The organism is Paenibacillus sp. J22P218 (genome assembly GCF_056269195.1).
Window position 1 is genome coordinate 58,468 of sequence record NZ_JBWDNL010000010.1, and the last position, 22,549, is coordinate 81,016.

Here is a 22,549-nt window from a genome sequence, read left to right on the forward strand (position 1 = left end):
AATTCAGCTTTATGTTTCGCAAAACTTAGGTTTATGCTTTCGAAGCGAGTTTTGCTTCACACCAATTCGACTACCATCGAATTCAGCTTTATGTTTCGCAAAACTTTTAGGGAGGAACATTTTATTTTATGGCAATTGAAGTGGGCGCGAAGTTAGAAGGAAAAGTGACAGGCATTACGCATTTCGGGGCATTTGTCGACTTGTCGGGAGGTGTCACAGGTCTCGTTCACATTTCGGAAATCGCTGATAATTACGTCAAGGACGTGAAGGATCACCTCAAGATCGATGATGTTGTGAAGGTCAAAGTGATCAACGTGGACAAAGACGGCAAGATCGGGCTTTCCATTAAGCAAGCCATTGACCGACCAGAAGGCCAACAGCCGCCGCCACAACGTGAGCGTACAGGCGGACCGGGTGCAGGCGGCGGTGGTGGAGAACGTTTCAACCGCGGCGGTGGAGGACAAGACCGAGGCGGACGTCCCTTCAACAAGCAATCGTCTGGCAGACCGGCTTACGGTAAACCGTCATTCGAGGATAAAATGTCGCGCTTCCTGAAAGACAGCGAAGAACGCATCTCCTCTTTGAAGAAGAACACGGAGGGCAAACGCGGCGGACGCGGAGCCAAGCGGGTATAAGCTGAATCGTTATCCTATCATACACACAAGCAGAACCGATATGGTTCTGCTTTTTTGCTTTTTTGGTAAGGCTGTCGTCCTAATCCGCGCGCTTTGTAGGCACTTGTTCTAGAGAAGTGGACAAGGTTGTCGGATTGCGTCCGCTTATCGGCTTGTACAAAAACTTTTCTCCGATCCTCCATCAATACCGACAGGTTACACCCACCATTTGACAGTTATGCAGAGTAGCTGGCGACGGTTTTTGTTGAGCCGATTTTGTCAGAGGCAGTCTGCAATAGCATGGCAAAGCCTTGCTGGCGCTGGTGTTGCAGTTGTCATGACAATGAGTGCGCTTGCAATTGTTTTTGTCGGAAAAAACTTTTTGCCCTGTTACGTTAACTGACAAACTTCACTCGGACAACCTCCTATAATGAGAAACACAATAAACTCGGAATGGTGGTGTCGGTTAGTGGAAAAGGAAAATGTGGTGCAGCTTCCCAAAGGAAATCGGACAAATCTGATTCAGGTCATGATGCGGAAAGGGAGAGAGTGGGCGGCAGCGCGGCATTTCATCCAGGTGCTCTTGGCGAAGAAATGGACATTCCTGCTCGTTGGCGTGGCGTTTTTGCTTGGAAGGGCGGTCATTCTGGAGTCTTTGATGCCGTTCGCGGCAGCGTATTTCGCGGTCATTTATTTTTTGCGGAGGGACATTTATTTGTGGGTGGCAATATCGCTCGTTGCCGGCAGTTGGTTCGCAGCCGATCCGGCGCCGATGTGGATAGCAATGGAGATTGCGGTCTTATTCTTAATTGTTAAAGGATTGGAATCGTATGAACGGGCGGAATTGTCGTCGGCTCCGATCGTCGTGTTCGCGGCGACGCTGCTTGTCCAATTGTTCGGCGTATTCATAGGGGATTCGCTCAGTTGGTACAACTTCATGATGGTGGTCGTCGAGGCGGCGCTCAGCTTCGTGCTTACGCTCGTGTTCATTCAGGCGATACCGGTGCTTACCATGACGAAGAAATCAGCCTCGTTAAAAAACGAGGAAATTATATGTTTGATGATTTTGCTGGCGTCGGTGATGACAGGCGCTGTCGGGTGGATGGTCTACGGCTTGTCCGCGGAGCATGTCATGTCGCGGTATATGCTGCTGCTGTTCGCGCTGGCAGGCGGCGCTCCGCTTGGCGCCTCCGTCGGCGTTGTGGCGGGTCTTATCCTGAGCTTGGCCGATTACGGCGCTATCGTTCAGATGAGCCTTCTGGCATTCGCGGGTTTGCTTGCGGGCTTGCTTCGCGAAGGCGGCAAAATGGCCACTGCTTTCGGGATGCTGCTCGGAACGTCGATCCTATCGATCTACGTGGGCAGCCAGGCCGATGTGATGTCATCGACGTGGGAATCGGTCGCGGCAGCTATGATGCTGATGCTGACGCCGCGGGCGATGATTCGCACCATCTCGCGTTACGTGCCGGGTACGAACGAGCATGCGAAGTCGCAGCATGAGTATGCGAGACGGGTTCGGGAAGTAACGGCCGACCGCGTAACGCAATACTCGGATGTATTCCGCCAGCTGTCGCGCAGCTTCGGTCAACTGAACCAAAGCGTGAGAGAGGTGAAGCGGGATGATGAGATCAACCACTTTATGGGTGCCGTTGCGCAGAAGACGTGCGCGTCCTGCCATAGGAGGGACGCATGCTGGGAGGATAAGTATTTTCATACGTATAAAATGATGACCGACATGATGACGGTCGTGGAAGAGGATCGTGTCCCGCGCGCTAAGGATATGCCGAAGGCATGGACGGCTCATTGCGTCAAGGCGCCGCTCGTGCTCTCCGATATGCAGCAGCAGTACGAGCTATACAAAAATAATATGCACTGGAAGAAGCAAATATTCGACTCGCGGCAACTTGTCGCCGATCAATTGGTTGGCGTGTCGCAGGTTATGGAAGACTTGGCGAAGGAAATCAAGCGCGAGGGACAGACGCTGCATCTGCAGGAGGAGCAGATCCGAGAAGCGGTCGAGGGCCTCGGTTTATCGATACAAGGCATCGATATTGTGAATCTGGAGGAGGGAAATGTAGATATCGAGGTCTACCACACGTTCGGGAAGGGGTTCGATGAATGCCGCAAAATTATTGCGCCGCTGCTTAGCGATATTCTAGGCGAGCATATCGAGGTGAAATCGGAAGTTCCGCCGCTGAAGAGCGGTGAGCCGACGCTTGTCATGTTCGGCTCGGCCAAGCAATACGAGGTAGAGACGGGCATTGCCGGCGCGGCGAAGGGCGGAGATTGGTTGTCGGGAGACAGCTTCACGATGACCGAGCTTGGCAACGGCAAGTTCGCGGTGGCGATCAGCGACGGCATGGGCAATGGCGAGCGAGCCCGCGAGGAGAGCAGCGCGGCGCTGTCGATCTTGCAGCAGCTGCTGCAATCTGGCATGGATGAGAAGCTGGCCGTGAAGTCGGTCAATTCGGTGCTGCTGCTGCGCTCGTCGGACGAGATGTTCGCGACGGTGGATCTTGCGATTGTCGATCTGTATTCGGCGCAGACGACATTCATGAAGATCGGATCTACGCCAAGCTTCATTAGGCGGGGCAACGAGGTTATTCTGATAACGGCCAATAACCTGCCGATCGGAATATTGCAAGATATTGACGTCGATATGATTTCGGTGCAGCTGTTGCCTGGAGATACGCTCGTGATGATGAGCGACGGCATCTATGATGCGCCCGGCCACGCGGTCAACAAGGAGATGTGGATGAAGCGGATTATTGGCGAGCTGAAGACGGATGATCCGCAGGAGATGGCCGATGCGTTGCTGGAGAGGGTCGTTCGTTATCACGAAGGAGAGATCGTCGACGATATGACGGTGCTTGTCGCCCGCATCGACAAGCATATGCCGGAATGGGCGTCATTCCGCTGGCCCGGCGTCTCGAAGGTCGAGCGTCCAAGGACGGTGAGCTGAGCAGGTCAGGCTAATCTTTTCGAAGAGCATGATGTCGCAGCGACTGTAAGGCCAGTTGCCGCGATACCATGCTTTTTGGCGTTGTCATTGCAGATGAGCAGCGAAACAAGGAAGCTGAGGCAGGATAGGCTATAGGATTCATTCATCCGATTCAGGATAATGCCGATGATATACATATAGATTCGAGAGAATAACAACCTTTTTGCTAGTCTAGCGGTTTATCTCTCCCAAAAAAGGAAAAGCTGATAGGAAGGCGATTCTTAGGAGGGATTAGGATGAAGCAAATTTTATTGATAACGGATGGATGCTCGAACGTAGGCCTCAGTCCCGTAGTGGCGGCTGCGCATGCGCATTCGGAGGGCATTTCGGTTAATGTGGTCGGCGTGCTCGATCAAGGCGATGCGGGCGAGCTTGGCGCTTCGGAGATTGATGAGATCGCACGCGCCGGGGGCGGCTTAAGCCGGCTTGTGAATATGCGCCAGCTGTCGCAGACGGTGCAGATGATGACGCGCAAGACGGTCGTGCAGACGATACAGCTTGCTGTACAGAAGGAATTGAAGCAAGTGCTCGGCAACGGTTCGATCGAGTCATTGCCGCCGGAGAAGCGCGGCGAGGTCGTTCGCGTCATCGACGAGCTTGGCGAGACGTCGTCACTTCAGGTGGCGCTGCTGATTGACGCCAGTGCCAGCATGAAGCCGAAGCTGGCGGCCGTGGAAGAAGCGATTCGCGATCTGATGCTCAGCTTGCAGGCACGGCAGGGGAAGAGTGAAATATCGGTCTTCCATTTTCCAGCATCGCGGCATGGCGACGACTGCGTGATGGATCTAGGCTGGACGACGCATCTGAACGGCGTTCAAGCGATATTTCCGAAGTTGCAAATGGGCGGAACGACGCCGACGGGACCGGCGATCATGCAGGTTATTGATTTTTACCGTCAAGGCGATTATGGTAAACAGAGCAGAGACGAAACGGATGGGATGATGAGTGGCTACGTCGTTTAAATGGGAGCTTCGGCGAGGCGTGACCGTAACCGGTAAGTGGAAGCAAGGCCGCTACCGCGTGGAGAAGCTGCTTGGCGAGGGAGCTAACGGCAAAGTATATCTCGTACAGCGGGATCGCTCGTGGTATGCGCTGAAGGTCGGCGCAGATGCCGTCGACCTTCAATCGGAAATAAATGTGCTCCAGTCCATCGCGAAGCAGAAGCGAAACGGGTTGGAGCCGTTTCTGTACGATGTGGACGACTTGTATGGACCCGATGGAAAGGAGTATCCTTTCTATATCATGCGTTATGTGAGAGGGCTGACGCTCAGCGACTACTTCAAGCAGCAAGGAACGGAATGGTTTCCGCTCGTTGGTCTTAATCTGCTTGGCAAGCTGTCTCATTTGCATGAAGCGGGCTGGGTATTCGGCGATCTGAAGGTCGAGAACGTGCTTGTCGGCGATTACGGGCATGTCGAGCTAGTCGATTTCGGCGGAGTTACAGCGAAAGGCAAAAGCGTCCGTCAATTCACCGAGATCTACGACCGAGGTTACTGGAACGGCGGCCCCAGATCGGCAGATGAACGGTATGATCTGTTCTCCTTTGCAGTGCTGTGCATTCAGCTGCATGAGCCCAAGCAGCTGCATCAGTTGACGCTGGAGCTGCTGCCACAGAATCGCTCGACCGCCGAGCTGCAGCAGATCGTAGAAGGCAGTACGGCTCTTAAGCCGATTGCCGGTTGGATCCGCAAGGCGCTTGGCGGCGGGTTCATGAACGCGAAGGAGGGACACGAAGCTTGGCGCGTGCTTATGCACCGAAGAGACATTCATCGGACATCTTCTACCCCGGGCTGGCTCAAGGGGCTGGCGGCAGCATCGGCCATCTTGCTGGTCACGTCGGTATATTGGCTGCTTCGCAACATGCTGTAATATCGTACCGCGTGAGGCGAGGAGATAGAAACGGAGGCAGCATTATCTATGAATTTGCAACAGGAACTAGAGAGAGCGGCAGCCGAACGGCAGTTATGGAATGATGGCGATCGCATTGTAGCTGCCGTATCGGGGGGACCGGATTCGATGGCGCTGCTGCATATGCTGTCGATGCTCGTGATGGCTGGCAAGCTGAGCATTAGCGTTGCACATGTGAATCATGGCTTTCGCGTGGAAGAGTCGAAGCGGGAGCATGATATTGTTCGCGACTATGCCGCGCAATTAGGGGTGCCGTTCGAGGCGATAACGCTCGATATGCCGGCTTATATAGAAGAAACGAGAATGAACGGACAAGCGGCATCGCGAGAGCGGCGATACGCATTCCTGTACGAAGCCGCAGAGCGCTTCGGAGCATCGCGCATTGCGCTGGCGCACCATGCCGATGATCAAGCAGAGACGGTGCTGATGCGCCTGCTGCGCGGAACGGGGCTCACCGGACTAGCCGGAATGGTCTCCAAACGCCGCGAAAAAAACGTGGAACTTATTCGGCCGATGCTGCGTATGAACAAGTCAGACATTGTTCGTTACTGTGCCTTGCATGATATACCCTACTGCATAGACAGCAGCAACGACAAACGCACTTATTTTCGTAATCAAATACGTCTGGATATTTTGCCTTACCTCACGCAGTTCAATCCACAGCTTCCTCAATCGCTGCAGCGGCTTGCCGATGTGGCAGGAGCGGAGGACGAATGGATGGAACAGCAGACGGCATCGCTTTTTTCGCAGATTGTGACTAGCTCTGAGGGAGAATATGCGGTAAGCTGTGCCGATTTACGCGGCTTTCACGTCGCTTTACAAAGGAGATTGATTAAACTAATATTAAGGTATCTTTCAACGGACACGGAAAACATATCCTTCGAACAGGTAGAAACGATGCGGCTTGCCGCAGCGATTCACGCTCCGAGCACCTGGCGAATGGATGCGGGAGCTGGGGTTCGATGCGTTCGTGAATACGATAGTCTTCGTTTCGTCCAGGCTTCGCAGCAGTCGCAAGAGGGGGCTGCTGATGAATACAGCTTTGAAGTGAATGCGGCATTGTTGGATTTGAGCTCGGTAACGGGCTGGCGCTTTCAGTTCGAACGTATTCGAGGCATCGATAGCCGCAAGCCGGCTTCGAGGTACGAGGCTTGCTTCGATCTAGCGCAGCTTGCTTACCCGCTCGCATTGCGCAACCGTCGTCCCGGTGACAGAATTCAAGTTTTAGGATTAAATGGTTCGAAAAAAGTGCAAGATATGTTCGTTGACGAGAAGCTTGCTCCATCGGAGCGACAACTTTATCCGCTGCTGTTCGACGCGGCAGGACGATTGCTATGGATTCCCGGCATACGGAGATCCTCTCACGCGCTAACGGCGCCTGACACGCAAGACGTGCTGTACATTCGGGCAACTCGCGGTTAACGAATAAGATGCACTGGTACACTCATAAACATAGTTAAGGCGTAGGGGGATCTGTATTTTGCGTAACGACATTCAGGAAGTGCTTTATAATGCAGAACAAATTCAGGCGAAGGTGAAGGAGCTTGGCGAGACGCTGACTCGGGATTTCGAGGGTCGCAATCCGCTCGTTATTTGCGTTCTTAAGGGCGCATTTATTTTTATGTCGGATCTCGTTAAGGAGATTGATGTGCCTCTGGAGATTGACTTCATGGCCGTATCGAGCTATGGGCAATCGACCAAATCGTCGGGTGTCGTCAAGATTATTAAAGATCTTGATGTATCGGTCGAAGGACGCGACGTTCTGATCGTGGAGGACATTATCGACAGCGGTCTGACGCTAAGCTACTTGATTGATGTGCTTGAGCGACGCAATGCGAAGTCGGTTACGATCGTCACGCTGTTTGACAAGCCGGCACGCAGAACGGTCGAGCTCGAGGCGGATTACAAGGGCTTCACGCTTCCGGATGCATTTGTTGTCGGGTATGGCCTGGATTACGCTGAGAAATATCGGAATCTTCCGTATATCGGTGTCCTTAAACCTGAGGTTTATGAAAAATAAACAACGCGATTAACCGTACATGCCCTCTCCATCTACCTCTATTGTTATGGAAAGTCATGCTATGGTAAAATATTTTAAGCGCCTGAGAGGAGGTTGGGGATGAATCGGATCATCCGTAATACAGGTTTTTATTTAATCATCTTTTTGGTGACCGTTGGGATTTTTCAATTTATCAGCAGCCAGAATAAGACGACCGTTGGTTTGAGATACGATGAGCTCCGCACTGCTATTGAATCGGGCAATGTAGCGGAACTAAGCTTGAAGTACGAGAACCAGACTTATTTTGTAACTGGTAAATATATTAAAGCGCCAGAGAAGGCCGAAAGCGACCAATTCGTATCCCGAATTAGCGTTAGAGCCGAGGAGCAAATTTTAGAATGGCAAGAGAAGTACGGCTTTAAGATGGAGAGCAAGGAAATGGATCAGCCAAGCATTTGGCTTACATTCCTTACATCCATAATTCCATTCGTCATCATTTTCGTCCTGTTCTTCTTCCTGATGAATCAGGCACAGGGCGGCGGCGGTAAAGTAATGAATTTCGGCAAAAGCCGTGCGCGCTTATACAATGAAGAGAAGAAACGGATCACGTTCGAGGATGTCGCGGGTGCCGACGAGGAGAAGCAAGAGCTCGTTGAGGTCGTTGATTTCTTGAAGGATTCGCGTAAGTTCAACCTGGTAGGCGCTCGCATTCCGAAGGGCGTATTGCTTAACGGGCCTCCAGGTACTGGTAAGACGTTGCTGGCTCGCGCCGTTGCAGGCGAAGCAGGCGTGCCGTTCTTCAGCATTTCCGGTTCTGACTTCGTCGAGATGTTCGTCGGCGTCGGCGCATCGCGCGTGCGGGACTTGTTCGAGAATGCGAAGAAGAGCGCTCCATGTATTATTTTCATCGATGAGATTGATGCGGTAGGCCGTCAGCGCGGCGCCGGTCTTGGCGGCGGTCATGACGAACGCGAGCAGACGCTTAACCAATTGCTCGTTGAGATGGATGGTTTCGGGGCTAATGAAGGCATCATTATTATTGCTGCAACGAACCGTCCGGACATTCTTGACCCGGCCTTGCTCCGTCCGGGACGCTTTGACCGTCAAATTACGGTTGATCGCCCAGATGTGAGAGGACGCGAAGCGGTGCTGAAGGTTCATGCCCGCAACAAGCCGCTGTCCAAGGATGTTCGACTTGATGTTATCGCTAAGCGTACAACAGGGTTCACAGGCGCGGACCTGGAGAATCTGCTTAACGAAGCGGCGCTGCTTGCAGCTCGCCGCAATAAGAAAGATATTGCGATGAATGAGGTTGACGAAGCCATTGACCGCGTCATCGTTGGTACGGAGAAGAAAAGCCGTGTCATCAGTGATCGCGAGAAACGGATCGTTGCCTATCACGAAGCTGGACATACGATTATTGGCTTCTTCTTGGAGCATGCCGATACCGTTCACAAAGTAACGATTATTCCTCGCGGACGCGCTGGCGGCTACGTCATCATGCTTCCGAAGGAAGATCGCATGCTTGTAACGAAGCAAGAATTGCTTGATAAAGTAACGGGTTTGCTTGGCGGACGCGTAGCCGAGGAATTGTTCATCGGCGAGATCGGTACAGGCGCTTACAGCGACTTTAAACAAGCGACGAGCATCGTTCGCAGCATGATTATGGAATACGGTATGAGCGACAAGCTTGGTCCAATGCAATTCGGCAACACCCAAGGACAAGTATTCCTAGGTCGCGATATTGGCCACGAACAGAACTACTCGGATGCGATTGCGTACGAGATCGACCAAGAGATGCAGACGATCATGAACGAGTGCTACACTCGTGCGAAGAAGCTATTGTCCGAGAAGAGCAAGGAAGTACATTTGATCGCCCAAACGCTTCTTAACGAAGAGACGCTTGAGATGGATCAAATCAAGTCCTTGATCGAGACGGGCGCTCTTAAGGGCGAAGGCTCCGCTTCATCTGATTCGGTTGCAGTAGAACCAACTTCTGCTCCGGTCATTGAGACGGTTGGCGATGTGAAGGTTCGCATTCAGACTCGCGAGGATGAGGCGGCTAACACGAACGCACCGGTTCTTGAGAAGAGAGATACGCCGGAAGAAGATCCGGATAAGAACAATTCCTAATGGCAGCTGTCTAGTGCAGATGCTGATTCATACGGCAGATCGGAGTTTAATTACTCCGATCTGCCGTTTTATTTTTTAAAAAGATGCAATGTTATAAAATAAATATTATTTCCATTAAACAAGTAAGAATAATAGGGATAAATGGGTATGTGTAAGATGATCTGTCCGATATTTTGCTTTATTAATGTTCGGGAATAGCCTATAATTAGGTAAGTGATTCCAGCATAAAGATTAGCGAACCTCACCTTAGAATCACAACATACGGTCGATATGTAACATTATCGTTACATGTAAGCGTCTACTTGATTTTTATGTTATGAAACCTAACATTAAATCGTTGACGTTTATTTTTTTGTAACTATAATGAAATAATAGCGGCCAAAATCAGCAAGAATAAAGAAGTATGCGGGGTTGCGAGGTATTGCCAAATCCAGGTGCGAGGGAGAGAACAAGTATGAAGAAAACGTTTAGTTTGATGCTTATGCTTATTATTGCTGCAACGCTTGTGTTATCGGCTTGCGGAGCGAAAGGCAATAACAACGAAGGTGCTGGAGGCAACAACGGCGGCACCAAAGAAGAAGAAGTGAAATCGGACGGCAGCGGTAAAGACTTCAAAATCGGTATGGTTACCGACGTTGGCGGCGTTCATGACAAATCATTTAACCAAAGTGCGTGGGAAGCATTAGAGGATCTAACGGCTAAAACAGGCGCATCGACTAAATACTTAGAGAGCAAAGGCGACGCGGATATGGAGCCGAACTTGAACAAGTTCGTGAAGGACGGCTACAACCTCACTTGGGGTATCGGCTTCCTGTTTAATGATGCGTTGTCTAAGGTAGCGAAAGAAAACCCGGATGCAAATCTGGCTGTTATCGACAGCGTTGTAGAAGCTCCTAACGTAGCATCCATTACATTCGCTGAGAACGAGGGTTCGTTCCTCGTCGGTGTAGTGGCTGGTCTGATGACGAAAACGGGCAAGATCGGTTTCGTTGGCGGCATGGAGATTCCGGTAATTAAGAAGTTCGAAGCCGGCTTCAAAGCAGGCGTAGCGGCTGTTAAACCGGAAATCGTCGTAGACGTGAACTACACGGGTGAATTCGGCAAGCCGGATCTTGGCAAGATCGCTGCAGCAACGATGTACGACAAAGGCATCGATATTATTTTCCATGCAGCAGGCGCGACGGGTAACGGCGTGTTCAATGAAGCGACAGCTCGCAAAAAAGCAGGCGATGATATATGGGTAATCGGCGTCGACAAAGACCAATCGCTTGAATTCGGCGATGAAGTAACGCTTACTTCGATGATGAAGGGCGTTGAAGCGGCTGTATACAAAATTTCGAAGGATTTGATCGACGGTAAATTTGCTGGCGGCACAATTCAAGAGCTTGGCCTTAAGGATGATGGCGTAGGCTTGCCTGAGACGAACAAAAACGTTCCTGAAGATGTTCTCAAACAAGTCGAAGAGTTCAAACAAAAAATCATCAACGGCGAAATTAAAGTACCAGTAGATCCGGCTGTCAAATAATGATTCAGGCCGCAGGAAGATAATATGGCAAGAGAGACGAAGGAATATAAGACCGGCTTCTAGGCCGGTCTTGTCTTTTTGTTATATAGAACTCAATACGGGAATGAACCGGGGAGATGATGAAGGAATGGACCGGAACTTGGCGGCTGTACAGTTAAAAGGAATAACAAAACGATTTCCTGGGCTAGTGGCCAACGATTCGATCGATTTTGAGCTCAAAAAAGGAGAGATACATGCGTTGCTAGGCGAGAATGGCGCAGGTAAATCAACACTCATGAACATCTTGTTTGGGCTGTATCAGCCGGATGAAGGCGAGATTTACGTGAACGGCGAGAAAACGGTTATCGATGGAGCGGCCAAAGCGATTGAGCTTGGCATTGGTATGGTGCATCAGCATTTTAAGCTTGTTCAGCCGTTTACGGTGGCGGAGAACATCGTGCTCGGCAATGAACCGAAGAAAGGCTTGACCATTAATTATAAGCTGGCGAATGAGAAGGTTCGGGACATATCCGAACGTTATGGTTTGAAAGTAGATCCGCAAGTTCGGATTAAAGATATTACCGTTGGCATGCAGCAGCGGGTCGAAATATTGAAGACGCTGTATCGGGGAGCGGAAATCGTTATTTTCGATGAGCCAACGGCTGTGCTAACGGTACAAGAAATCGAAGAACTGATTGAGATCATACGCAGTTTGGCTGCTGAGGGCAAGTCGATTATCATTATTACGCATAAGCTGAAGGAAGTTATGGCGCTTGCCGATACGGTAACGGTTATCCGGCGGGGCAAAGTGGTGAAGACGGTGAGCACGTCGGAAACGGACGAGCGCAAGCTTGCCGAGCTGATGGTTGGCAGAGATGTGTCGTTCCAAGTGGAGAAGACAAAAAATTCGCCGGGCAAAACCGTGCTCTCTGTTGATTCGCTGCAAATGAAAGGCGAACAGGGCAAGCAAGTGTTGAACGGCGTGAGCTTCAACGTGCGCGCAGGCGAGATTGTAGGCATTGCCGGGGTTGACGGAAATGGACAAAGCGAGCTCATCTACGCCATTACAGGCATGAGGCAAGTAAGCGGCGGCAGCGTGAAGCTGAATGATCAGGATTTAACGAATAAGTCGCCTCGGACCGTATCGCTTGCAGGAGTAGGACATATTCCGGAGGATCGTCATAAGCACGGACTCGTGCTTGATTTCACGCTTAGTGAAAATATGATATTAGGAAGTTATTTCGAACCGGAGTTTGGCCGCGGCATATTCATCGATTATGGAGCTATGGATAAGCTGGCAACGAAGCTGGTCGATGAATTCGACGTTCGTACGTCGGGCATACATACGCATGCTCGTGCATTATCAGGCGGCAATCAGCAGAAGGCAATAATTGCTCGGGAGCTGCACAGTGATCCTGATCTGCTTATCGCGGTACAGCCGACAAGGGGTCTTGATATCGGTGCGATCGAGTACGTCCATAAACGTCTTGTAGATGCTCGCAATGAAGGCAAAGCCATTTTGCTCGTTTCCTTCGAGCTTGATGAGCTGTACGCGTTATCCGATCGGATAGCCGTTATGTATGAAGGCTCGATTATGGGCGAGGTAGACGCAGAGCACCGCGACGATCAGCAGCTCGGCCTGATGATGGCCGGCAATCAGTCTGAACAAAGCCAGCTTGAGAAGAGGGGGTAGGACAAGTGGATACTTTCAAAAAGATTTTCGTCAAGTCATCGATCGGCATCCCGCTTGTCGCTATCGTACTTGGCTTATTATGTGGAGCGCTAGTTATGCTTGCGGGAGGCTATAATCCGATATTGGCATACACCTCTCTCGTTAAGATGGTATTCGGCAGTCCGTATGATATAGGTGAAGCGATCCGTGCGATAACACCGCTTATCTTCACGGGACTTGCTGTTGCTTTTGCCTTCCGTACGGGATTATTTAATATCGGTGTAGAGGGCCAATTCATGATGGGGATGACCGGCGCGACGCTTGTCGGTGTTGGTTTGGAGTTGCCGTGGTATCTTCATGCGCCGCTTGCTGTTGTTACAGGTGCGTTGTTCGGTGGGATCTGGGCAGGCATCGTCGGTTACTTGAAAGCAAAGCGCGGCGTAAACGAGGTTATATCTTCGATTATGCTGAACTGGATCGCCTTGTTCCTATCGAACTTTATCGTGGCGAAGTTCCTTGTGCAGCAAGGCCAGCAGAAAACGCCGAATGTGCATGATTCTGCAAGATTGTCGATTGATTGGCTCGTTGAGCTGATGGGCAATGCCCGTATGCACTGGGGGACGTTAGTCGCGATTATTTGTGTCGTTGTGTTCTATGTCCTGTTATGGCGGACGAAGCAGGGATACGAGCTTCGTGCGGTCGGCCACAATCCAGATGCTGCGCTGTATGCCGGCATGAACGTGAAGAGCACGCTTATCAAGTCGATGTTCATAAGTGGTATTTTCGCGGGCCTTGGCGGCGTTTTCGAAATATTGGGCGTCTTCGGTTATCAGACGGTTATGGCCGCAACATGGGGTTATGGCTTCGACGGCATCGCGGTTGCTCTGCTTGGCGGCAATACGCCGGTTGGCGTGCTGCTCGGCGCGATCTTGTTCGGCGGCTTGTCCTATGGCTCCGCTGGCATGAACTTTGGCGCTGAAGTGCCGCAGGAAATTGTGCGGATCGTGATCGGGTCGGTTATTTTTTTCGTTGCTTCCCATGGCATTGTGAAGTTTTTCTTGAAGCCGTTTTTAAGCAAACGGGCAGAAAAACGGAAGGAGGCGGTGTAGGATGAACGTTATTGAAGTACTTGGGCAACTGCTCAACATTACGCTCGTGTTCTCGACTGCACTCATCTTCACCGCCCTCGGAGGTCTTTTCTCCGAACGGTCAGGCGTCGTTAATATCGGTCTTGAGGGTCTTATGGTGTCCGGCGCCTTCGCAGCGGCAGTCGTTACCGATTATGCGATCCAAGCAGGTCTGGAAGAATCGGCTCCTTGGATCGGATTAGCCGCGGCAGCGATATATGGCGTGCTCTTCTCGCTCCTGCACGCAGTTGCAACGATTACGTTTCGCTCGGATCAGACGGTTGTCGGCGTCGTTATTAATATTTTGGCGCTCGGACTTGCCATCTATTTGACGAGAAGTCTGTACAATGATTCGGGCCAAACGACGATGCTCGACTTCGTCTTCGAGAAATGGGCAATACCAGGATTATCGTCCATTCCGATAATCGGCAACGGATTGTTCAATTCATATCCTACTACTTATATAGCTCTTATTCTTGCGGGCATCAGTTACTTTGTACTGTTCCGCACGCCGTTCGGGCTGCGCCTGCGTGCAGTTGGCGAGCATCCGAGCTCGGCCGATACGGTAGGCATCAGCGTGACGAAGTATCGTTACATCGGCGTTATGCTGAGCGGCGCGTTAGCCGGTCTTGGCGGCGCGACAATTACGCTGACGACGACAAGCAGCTTCGCTCACAACACGATTTCCGGTCAAGGCTTTATCGCTTTGGCGGCGCTCATCTTCGGCAAGTGGAATCCGCTTGGCGTAGTGGGAGCGGCGATGTTCTTCGGTTTCGCGCAAGCGCTGCGCAACTTTGCCCAGCTATTCGAATTTTCGAAGCAAATTCCGGCTGAATTTTTCTACATGCTGCCGTATGTGCTGACGCTGATCGTTCTCGCTGGCGGCATCGGCCGCTCGAATGCCCCTGCGGCGCTCGGCGAGCCGTACGATCCGGCTAGACGGTAATGAATTCGGTCCTCGATTTGTTGAAGACTGTCTCCAGGTGAGCCTAGAGACAGTCTTTTATTTTGGCGGTCTATAAGAGCAAATTGTACCTTGAACAAAAGTGAAAACCTCGCTCGACAAAGCAATTTCAAAAATGGTTCTAGAAAAAGGCGTTTACGCATTGACAGAGCCATTTACCAAGTGTAAATTAAATCTTAATCAAATGAATTTATCCCTTTTGGTTTAAACTATAGGCAAGCGACTTTCTGAGTATGTGCATCAATTCACAAAGTAGCACTTGCCGCATATCGGAATGGGAGTTGACTCCCATCCCTCATAAGAGGAGAGGATCCACTGTGGAAGCATTAGCGCTGGAACGCAAGGCGGAACAAAACCGGGAACTGCGTGAGAGGCTGTTGCAATTAAAGAAAGAACGTAACGCCATTATTTTGGCTCATTACTATCAGCGTGATGAAATACAGGAAGTGGCCGATTTTCGCGGCGATTCGTTCCTGCTCGCACAGAAAGCGGCGCAAACCGATGCAGAAGTCATCGTATTTTGCGGCGTTCACTTCATGGGGGAAAGCGCGAAGATCCTTGCTCCTAACAAGACGGTCATCATTCCGGACGAACGCGCCGGCTGCCCAATGGCAGATATGGTTAACGTCGACGGTTTGCGCAAGCTGAAGGCTCAGCATCCGAACGCGAAGGTTGTGACGTACATCAACTCGTCGGCAGAGATTAAGGCAGAGACGGATATTTGCTGTACATCGGCGAATGCGGTGAAGGTTGTTAACTCGGTAGAGGGCGATGAAGTGATCTGGGTGCCGGACAAAAACCTTGGCCACTACGTGCAACAGAATACCGACAAGAAAATGATCATTTGGGAAGGCTACTGCAACACCCATGACATGCTCACCGTCAAGGATGTTGAAGAGATGAAAGCGAAGTATCCGAATGCGCAGTTCGTCGTTCATCCGGAATGCCGTCCAGAAGTGGTAGAGCTTGGCGATTTCGTCGGAAGTACAACCGCTATCATTAAATATTGCAAAGAATCAGATTGCCAAGAGTTTATCGTTGGCACAGAGGACGGCACGGGATACCAGCTTCGACTCGACAGCCCGGGCAAGACGTTCCACTTTGCTTCGAAATATTTGGTTTGTCCGAACATGAAGGTTAATAATTTGAAGAAGCTCGTCAAAGCGCTTGAGACGATGCAACCGCAAATCTACGTACCGCCGCATATTGCGGATCAAGCCCGTTTGTCCTTGGAGCGCATGCTACTTGTAAAGTAGGATGCGCTACTCCTATGCTCAAATTCAAAGGAGCGTCATCATGATTCCTAGATACTTGGTTGATGTGCAGCTGGACGAGCTGCCTGTTGTGGATAAGGATGTCATCGTTATCGGGGCCGGCATTGCCGGTCTTTTTACCGCTATACGGTCTAGCGAGGACAACTCGGTATTGATGATTACGAAGAAGTCGCTGCTCGACAGCAATACCCGCTATGCACAGGGAGGCATTGCCGCGGTTATATCGGACGAGGATTCGCCTGCCTATCATTTGCAAGATACGTTAATAGCTGGCGCAGGCTTATGCTCCGAAGAAGCGGTGAATGCGCTTGTCCATGAAGGGCCGCGAGGCGTGCAGAGTCTCATCTCGATGGGGACGCAGTTCGATGTGGAGAACGGCGAGTTCGCGCTCACGAAGGAAGGTGCTCATAGCCAGCGCCGTATTTTGCATGCCAACGGGGATGCGACCGGCTATGAGATTGTAAGAGCGTTGTCGGCCAATGCGGTTAACAATCCGAAGATTGAAGTATGGGACGATCACTTCGTGATCGACCTTGTGACACATGACGGCGTATGCTGCGGCGCGATCGTACAGAAGCCTAGCGGACAGCGTGTATTCGTGCGGGGCAAGGCAGTCATTCTCAGCTCGGGCGGAGCAGGCCAATTGTATCGGTATACGACGAATCCGGAAGTTGCTACAGGTGACGGTATCGCCATCGCCTATCGCGCCGGTGCCTACATTCAAGATGTAGAGTTCATTCAATTCCATCCTACCTCGCTCTGTTATCCAGGCGCGCCGCGCTTCCTCATATCGGAAGCGGTACGCGGAGAAGGGGCTTATTTGCGTAATATTAAAGGCGAGCGCTTCATGGAACGTTACCATGAGCAGTTGGAACTTGCGCCGCGCGATATTGTGGCAAGAGCCATCGTCAGCGAGATGGAAGAAACGAAATCGACTTTTGTCTACATAGATATTACTCATGAGTCGCCAGAGATGGTGAAGCATCGTTTTCCTACCATATATGAATACTGTTTGAGGTATGGTCTCGACTTGACGTCCGATTGGATTCCGGTTGCGCCGGCCATGCATTATATGATGGGCGGAGTCAAAACCGATCTAAATGGGGAAACAAATATAAAGCGGCTTTTTGCCTGCGGCGAAGTATCCTCGACAGGTGTTCATGGCGCTAATCGGCTTGCCAGCAATTCGTTGTCCGAGGCGATCGTCTTCGGCCGTCGTATTGTGAAACGGATCAACGATTTGCCGAAGAACGACGTTGTGGCTGTAATCGAGAATGAGCCGGGCCGCGTAAGCGCGCCGACACAGGCGATTGTCGAGAAAAGGCTGAAGCTGCAAAAAATTATGGTTAGGTACGCCGGCTTGCGGCGCAACGCCAAAGGCCTCGAGAAAGGAATCGAGGAGCTGAAGCGTCAGCTTCCGATCTATCAATCGGTACTAACGAAAGCGGAGGAATACGAATTCGCGAATCTGCTTACTTGCGCACTGCTTACGTCCGAGGCGGCGTTGCAGCGACAAGAGAGCCGCGGAGCGCATTATCGTGAGGATTTCCCGCAGCGAGACGATCAGAATTGGCGCAAGCATACGGTGCTGCACCGTTTACATGGCATTACGGAGGAGCGTATTGAAGATGTTTGAGTGGACGACAGGCGGATATGATGCGGTCATGCGCGATCAGATTCGCGCTTGGCTTGCAGAGGATATAGGCAGCGGAGACATTACGACAGAGACGACGATCCCGCGCGGCTCGTTGTCGAAAGCTGTAATCCATGTGAAGGAGAGCGGCATTATTGCTGGTCTACCCATTGCCCGTCTCGTATTCGAGGTTGTTGATCCATCGCTTGTGTTCCAGGCCATGGCAACGGATGGCGAGCGTGTGGAGAAGGGCAAAGTCATTGCGATTGTAGAGGGCAGCACGCACAGCCTTCTTACGGGGGAGAGGCTAGCGCTCAACCTCATGCAGCGCCTATCGGGCATCGCAACGAAGACCGCTAAGTTCGTTGAAGCGCTTGCCGGCTTGCCGGTAAGACTTGTCGATACGCGCAAGACGACGCCGGGTCATCGGATGCTGGAGAAGTATGCGGTTCGGGTCGGCGGCGGATCGAACCATCGTTTCGGGCTGTATGACGCGGTAATGATTAAAGACAATCATATCAAGGGCGCAGGAGGCATCCGAGCTGCTGTTGAAGCCGCACGGAGACAAATTCCGCATACGATGAAGATTGAAGTAGAGACCGAGTCGATGGAACAGGTGCAAGAAGCGCTTGATGTCGGCGCGGATATCATTATGCTGGATAATATGCCGAACGAGCGTATGACAGAGGCGGTTGCCCATATTAAAGCAACATCACCGCATGTTATCGTTGAAGCATCCGGCGGCGTTACGCTGGCTACCGTTCATGGCATTGCAGCCACCGGTGTCGACGTGATATCCGTTGGCGGACTGACTTATTCGTTCCAGGCGCTGGATATTAGCCTCGATCTGAATGAGAAGAAGGGCGGCGAGCAGCGTTGATTCTCGTCATCGATGTAGGGAATACAAATATCGTGCTCGGCATATACAAGGGCAAGGAGCTGCTTCATCATTGGCGGCTCAGCACGAACCGATCGGCTACGGTGGATGAGTACGGTATTAACATACACAATCTGTTTCAGTTCGCGGGCGTGAAGCTTGACCAGATGGACGGAGTTATTATTTCGTCTGTCGTTCCGCCGTTGATGCGTACGCTGGAACAGCTATGTCTCAAATATTTGCGCAAGACGCCAGTTGTTGTCGGGCCTGGAGTAAAGACGGGGCTGAACATTCGCTACGAGAATCCGCGCGAGGTCGGCGCCGACCGGATCGTGAATTCGGTAGCGGGCATCGAGAAGTACGGCACGCCGCTTATTGTGGTGGACTTCGGAACGGCGACGACGTTCGATTATATTGACGAAGCGGGCAATTACTTAGGCGGCGCGATTGTGCCGGGCATCGGGATATCAACGGAAGCGTTGTACCAGCGCGCCGCTAAGCTGCCGAGGATCGAGCTTGTGAGACCTAAGAGCGTTATTGGACGCAATCCGGTGACGTCGATGCAGGCTGGCATTATTTTCGGCTATGCCGGGCAAGTGGATGGTATTGTGAATCGCATTCGTAAGGAATTCGGCGTATCTCCTCGCGTTGTGGCGACAGGCGGCTTAGCCGAGCTGATCGCTGCCGAATCGGAGACGATTGAAGAAGTCGATCCGCTTCTGACGCTTGAAGGGCTGCGTATTATATATGAACGCAATCAGGAGGGATCATGATGAATGAGCTGATGAAGGATGTGCTGGTGCGCGGAACGGCTTGGGATGGAAAGCTGCGCGTATTCGCAGTGCGCACGACTCAGCTTGTCGAAGAGCTGCGCAGACGGCATGCAACGTATCCAACGACGACGGCGGCGCTTGGGCGAACGCTTACGGCTGGCGCGATGATGGGTGCAATGCTGAAAGGCGAAGAGAAGCTGATTATTCAAGTGAAAGGCGACGGTCCCGTAGGCCAGATCGTCGTGGATGCCAATGCGAAGGGGCAAGTACGCGGCTATGTAGACAATCCGCAGGTGCAGCTTCCGAGCAACGCGCTCGGAAAGCTGGATGTGGCAGGCGCAGTTGGACGTAACGGTTTTATTCACGTTACTAAGGATTTGGGGCTGAAAGAGTCCTATATTGGAAGCGTACCGATTGTATCGGGCGAGCTTGGCGAAGACTTCACTTACTACTTTGCGGTATCCGAACAGACGAATACAGCGGTAGGACTTGGCGTGTTGGTCGAAGATGATAATTCGGTCATTCAAGCAGGCGGCTATATTATTCAGCTTCTGCCGGGTATTACGGATGCTGATATTACGAGGTTGGAGCAGGCGCTTGCAGGGATGCCTGCGCTGACATCGCTGCTTGCACAAGGCGAGACGCCGGAGAGCATATTGATCAGACTTGTTGGTGAGGATGGTCTTAAAATTCACGATAGAATGGACATCGAATTCCATTGTCCGTGCTCGATCGAGCGAATGGAACGGAACCTGATTAGCCTTGGCGCGACTGATTTGCAACAAATTATTGAAGAAGACGGAAAAGCGGAAGTCGTTTGCCATTTTTGCAACGAGGCGTATACCTTCGAACGGGATAAGCTAGAAGAACTGCTCGATCAAGCGAAGCCGAAGCCGATCCATTAATCGGAGGCAGTAGGGGAATGAAGAAATACGAGGTGCTGAAGGCCGTTGTCATCCTTCAAGCCGTATGCATGGTTGTGCTTGCTGTCGTTGTGGTCGTCAGAGTGTGGCCATCGCAGCAGCCGCTAGTCGGTGACGGAACGCAAGGGAATGAAGAGTCAGAAGGTGTCGGCGATGCGGACGGCAGTTCTCCTTCGGACATGGGGCAAGTTGTTGCCACGGTTGATGGCGAGCCAATTACGATGGCCGAGCTGCAAGCCGAGCTGCAAAAGCAGTACGGCGACGAGGTGCTGCGGACGATGATGCTCCACAAAGCGATTGAGCTGGAAGCAGCTCAGTCCAATTTGACAGTATCGAGACAGGAGCAGACTAGAGAACTGGAACTAATGGCTGAAGGCTACGAGAGCGAAGCTGAGTTTTATGAAGTCATGCAAGAGCAGCTAGGCTATACCCAGGATCAGCTGCTGGAGGATGTTCGATATCGCTTATTAATGGAGAAAATCGTCATTCGCAGTATCGATGTTACCGATTACGAGGTGGAACAGTATATTTCTGAGCATCAGGAAGAGTTCGCCCCCAAAGAGCAGCTGCATCTTCAGTGGATACTGACGGAGAACGAGCAGCAAGCTAACGAGGTGCTGGAGCGGCTAACGGAAGGGGAAGATTTCGTTACGATGGCGCGAACGTATTCAATGGATTCGTTCACGGCGGAAGATGGCGGCGATCTCGGGCTTATTGATGCGGACGACCCGTTCTATGACAGCGAGATGATGGATACGGCAAGCCGTCTGCAGATTGCCGAGATGGCTGGGCCGATTGCCGTGGACGGCGGCTTCGCCATCATTAGGCTTGTGGAGCGCAGAATGACAACGACCATGACCGAAAGCCGGCTGAAGGATACGGTTCGCAAGCAGCTTGCTTTGGAGCTAGCTGGTCCGATGAGCGAGCAAGAGGAGAAGCTGCTTGTCAAATATAAAGCGGTTAAGAACGAGTAGCCACTCGTTTATCAGGACGATGAATGGGATGGCTAGGATATAGCTGAGTAATCAGGCAAAATATAGATAAAGTCGCTATTGACAACGGATGCAAGACATTGTTAAGATGGAATTAGTTTAATAACCTACTAATTTAGTCGGAATAGGGAGGCAATCATTTCCATGGCTAGAATCGTGAATAGTGTTACAGATCTAATCGGCGATACACCGCTTGTCCGTTTGAACCGTCTCGTACCTGAAGGCAGCGCAGAAGTTTACGTGAAACTGGAGTACCAGAATCCAGGCGCAAGCGTGAAAGACCGTATTGCAATCAGCATGATCGAAGTAGCTGAAGCACAAGGCGTACTTAAGCCTGGCGATACGATTATTGAACCAACAAGCGGCAACACAGGCATCGGGCTTGCTCTTGTCGCAGCAGCGAAAGGGTACAAGGCTATTCTTGTAATGCCTGAGACGATGAGCCTTGAGCGTCGCAACCTGCTTCGCGCTTACGGCGCTGAGCTTGTTCTGACGCCAGGATCGGAAGGCATGAACGGAGCGGTTCGCAAAGCGGAAGAGCTTGCGCAAGAGAACCCTTCGTACTTCCTGCCGCAACAATTCAAGAACCAAGCGAACGTGAAGATTCACCGCGAAACGACTGGTCCTGAGATCGTAGAAGCGATCAACTCGCTTGACGGCAAGCTGGACGCTTTCATCGCTGGTATCGGCACTGGCGGTACGATTACAGGCGCTGGCGAAATCTTGAAGAAGAATTTCGACGGTATCAAAATTTACGCGGTTGAGCCTGCGGCTTCCCCGTTGCTCTCCGGCGGCAAGCCAGGTCCTCATAAGATTCAAGGTATCGGCGCTAACTTCGTACCTGATATTTTGGACCGTGAGATCTATGACGGCGTTATTACGATCGAGAACGAAGATGCTTTTGAATACGCGCGTCGCGCGGCGAAAGAAGAAGGTATCCTTTGCGGTATTTCTTCCGGCGCAGCGATCTTCGCAGCGCTTCAAGTTGCCAAAGAACTTGGCGAAGGCAAACGCGTAGTAGCGATTGTTCCAAGTAACGGTGAACGTTACCTGAGCACACCGCTCTTCAACTTCGACAACTAATCCATAACGATAGTTGCAATTCAAGCCTTCCATTCCTCGGAGTGGGAGGCTTTTCTCCATTTACCGCCTGGC

Annotated in this window: 18 protein-coding genes; all 18 read left to right on the plus strand. The window is 51.5% G+C overall.

The annotated features are described in order from the left end of the window. Positions 1 to 128 precede the first annotated feature (128 nt). The 18 genes from AC0YN0_RS29900 (at position 129) to cysK (ending at position 22,477) form a co-directional block, all read left to right on the plus strand. Positions 129 to 635: a S1 domain-containing RNA-binding protein gene (locus tag AC0YN0_RS29900; RefSeq protein WP_442050034.1), complete on the plus strand. Its 507-nt coding sequence runs from the start codon at positions 129 to 131 to the stop codon at positions 633 to 635. Between the two features lie 409 nt (positions 636 to 1,044). Beyond that, positions 1,045 to 3,576 carry a stage II sporulation protein E gene (gene spoIIE / locus AC0YN0_RS29905; protein ID WP_475824561.1) on the plus strand — a complete coding sequence of 844 codons (2,532 nt, stop codon included), beginning with the start codon at positions 1,045 to 1,047 and terminating at the stop codon, positions 3,574 to 3,576. 275 nt (positions 3,577 to 3,851) lie between these two features. Continuing rightward, the gene (locus tag AC0YN0_RS29910) at positions 3,852 to 4,577 is read left to right on the plus strand and encodes a vWA domain-containing protein (protein WP_442050032.1); all 726 of its coding nucleotides are present in this window, start codon (positions 3,852 to 3,854) and stop codon (positions 4,575 to 4,577) included. Then, positions 4,561 to 5,484, plus strand: a complete 924-nt coding sequence (locus AC0YN0_RS29915; RefSeq protein WP_475824562.1) for a serine/threonine protein kinase — start codon at positions 4,561 to 4,563, stop codon at positions 5,482 to 5,484. The genes AC0YN0_RS29910 and AC0YN0_RS29915 overlap by 17 nt, the downstream gene beginning before the upstream one ends. Before the next feature lie 48 nt (positions 5,485 to 5,532). Beyond that, positions 5,533 to 6,945 (plus strand): tRNA lysidine(34) synthetase TilS, encoded by a 1,413-nt coding sequence (tilS, locus tag AC0YN0_RS29920; protein WP_475824563.1) that lies wholly within the window; start codon positions 5,533 to 5,535, stop codon positions 6,943 to 6,945. 58 nt (positions 6,946 to 7,003) lie between these two features. Continuing rightward, a complete protein-coding gene (gene hpt / locus AC0YN0_RS29925; RefSeq protein WP_442050029.1) occupies positions 7,004 to 7,543 on the plus strand; it encodes a hypoxanthine phosphoribosyltransferase in 540 nt (179 codons plus the stop codon). Positions 7,544 to 7,642: 99 nt separating this feature from the next. Beyond that, positions 7,643 to 9,655 carry an ATP-dependent zinc metalloprotease FtsH gene (gene ftsH, locus AC0YN0_RS29930; protein ID WP_475824564.1) on the plus strand — a complete coding sequence of 671 codons (2,013 nt, stop codon included), beginning with the start codon at positions 7,643 to 7,645 and terminating at the stop codon, positions 9,653 to 9,655. Between the two features lie 454 nt (positions 9,656 to 10,109). Next, positions 10,110 to 11,180, plus strand: a complete 1,071-nt coding sequence (locus AC0YN0_RS29935; RefSeq protein WP_475824565.1) for a BMP family lipoprotein — start codon at positions 10,110 to 10,112, stop codon at positions 11,178 to 11,180. A 127-nt stretch (positions 11,181 to 11,307) separates the two neighbouring features. After that, a complete protein-coding gene (locus AC0YN0_RS29940; RefSeq protein ID WP_475824566.1) occupies positions 11,308 to 12,852 on the plus strand; it encodes an ABC transporter ATP-binding protein in 1,545 nt (514 codons plus the stop codon). Positions 12,853 to 12,857: 5 nt separating this feature from the next. Then, positions 12,858 to 13,940: an ABC transporter permease gene (locus tag AC0YN0_RS29945; RefSeq protein ID WP_475824567.1), complete on the plus strand. Its 1,083-nt coding sequence runs from the start codon at positions 12,858 to 12,860 to the stop codon at positions 13,938 to 13,940. 1 nt (position 13,941) lies between these two features. Beyond that, entirely contained in the window at positions 13,942 to 14,904 is a 963-nt protein-coding gene (locus tag AC0YN0_RS29950; RefSeq protein ID WP_442050024.1) for an ABC transporter permease, read from the plus strand. A gap of 335 nt (positions 14,905 to 15,239) precedes the next feature. Next, the gene (gene nadA / locus AC0YN0_RS29955) at positions 15,240 to 16,178 is read left to right on the plus strand and encodes a quinolinate synthase NadA (protein WP_307207948.1); all 939 of its coding nucleotides are present in this window, start codon (positions 15,240 to 15,242) and stop codon (positions 16,176 to 16,178) included. A gap of 40 nt (positions 16,179 to 16,218) precedes the next feature. Beyond that, positions 16,219 to 17,832 (plus strand): L-aspartate oxidase, encoded by a 1,614-nt coding sequence (gene nadB / locus AC0YN0_RS29960; protein ID WP_475824568.1) that lies wholly within the window; start codon positions 16,219 to 16,221, stop codon positions 17,830 to 17,832. After that, positions 17,825 to 18,709 (plus strand): carboxylating nicotinate-nucleotide diphosphorylase, encoded by an 885-nt coding sequence (gene nadC, locus AC0YN0_RS29965; protein WP_475824569.1) that lies wholly within the window; start codon positions 17,825 to 17,827, stop codon positions 18,707 to 18,709. The genes nadB and nadC overlap by 8 nt, the downstream gene beginning before the upstream one ends. Further along, positions 18,706 to 19,479 (plus strand): type III pantothenate kinase, encoded by a 774-nt coding sequence (locus tag AC0YN0_RS29970; RefSeq protein ID WP_442050020.1) that lies wholly within the window; start codon positions 18,706 to 18,708, stop codon positions 19,477 to 19,479. The genes nadC and AC0YN0_RS29970 overlap by 4 nt, the downstream gene beginning before the upstream one ends. After that, positions 19,479 to 20,384: an Hsp33 family molecular chaperone HslO gene (gene hslO / locus AC0YN0_RS29975; RefSeq protein WP_475824582.1), complete on the plus strand. Its 906-nt coding sequence runs from the start codon at positions 19,479 to 19,481 to the stop codon at positions 20,382 to 20,384. The genes AC0YN0_RS29970 and hslO overlap by 1 nt, the downstream gene beginning before the upstream one ends. Before the next feature lie 17 nt (positions 20,385 to 20,401). Then, the gene (locus AC0YN0_RS29980) at positions 20,402 to 21,376 is read left to right on the plus strand and encodes a peptidylprolyl isomerase (protein ID WP_475824570.1); all 975 of its coding nucleotides are present in this window, start codon (positions 20,402 to 20,404) and stop codon (positions 21,374 to 21,376) included. Positions 21,377 to 21,538: 162 nt separating this feature from the next. Next, complete coding sequence (gene cysK / locus AC0YN0_RS29985; protein ID WP_442050018.1) at positions 21,539 to 22,477, plus strand: cysteine synthase A; 939 nt, start codon at positions 21,539 to 21,541, stop codon at positions 22,475 to 22,477. Positions 22,478 to 22,549 lie beyond the last annotated feature (72 nt).

What these genes read in the sequence shown, in the direction of transcription:
- AC0YN0_RS29900 (WP_442050034.1), top strand. Translation starts at nt 129, where the DNA reads ATGGCAATTGAAGTGGGCGCGAAGTTAGAAGGAAAAGTGACAGGCATT.
- spoIIE (WP_475824561.1), top strand. Translation starts at nt 1,045, where the DNA reads ATGAGAAACACAATAAACTCGGAATGGTGGTGTCGGTTAGTGGAAAAG.
- AC0YN0_RS29910 (WP_442050032.1), top strand. Translation starts at nt 3,852, where the DNA reads ATGAAGCAAATTTTATTGATAACGGATGGATGCTCGAACGTAGGCCTC.
- tilS (WP_475824563.1), top strand. Translation starts at nt 5,533, where the DNA reads ATGAATTTGCAACAGGAACTAGAGAGAGCGGCAGCCGAACGGCAGTTA.
- ftsH (WP_475824564.1), top strand. Translation starts at nt 7,643, where the DNA reads ATGAATCGGATCATCCGTAATACAGGTTTTTATTTAATCATCTTTTTG.
- AC0YN0_RS29935 (WP_475824565.1), top strand. Translation starts at nt 10,110, where the DNA reads ATGAAGAAAACGTTTAGTTTGATGCTTATGCTTATTATTGCTGCAACG.
- AC0YN0_RS29940 (WP_475824566.1), top strand. Translation starts at nt 11,308, where the DNA reads ATGGACCGGAACTTGGCGGCTGTACAGTTAAAAGGAATAACAAAACGA.
- AC0YN0_RS29950 (WP_442050024.1), top strand. Translation starts at nt 13,942, where the DNA reads ATGAACGTTATTGAAGTACTTGGGCAACTGCTCAACATTACGCTCGTG.
- nadB (WP_475824568.1), top strand. Translation starts at nt 16,219, where the DNA reads ATGATTCCTAGATACTTGGTTGATGTGCAGCTGGACGAGCTGCCTGTT.
- nadC (WP_475824569.1), top strand. Translation starts at nt 17,825, where the DNA reads ATGTTTGAGTGGACGACAGGCGGATATGATGCGGTCATGCGCGATCAG.
- hslO (WP_475824582.1), top strand. Translation starts at nt 19,479, where the DNA reads ATGAATGAGCTGATGAAGGATGTGCTGGTGCGCGGAACGGCTTGGGAT.
- AC0YN0_RS29980 (WP_475824570.1), top strand. Translation starts at nt 20,402, where the DNA reads ATGAAGAAATACGAGGTGCTGAAGGCCGTTGTCATCCTTCAAGCCGTA.
- cysK (WP_442050018.1), top strand. Translation starts at nt 21,539, where the DNA reads ATGGCTAGAATCGTGAATAGTGTTACAGATCTAATCGGCGATACACCG.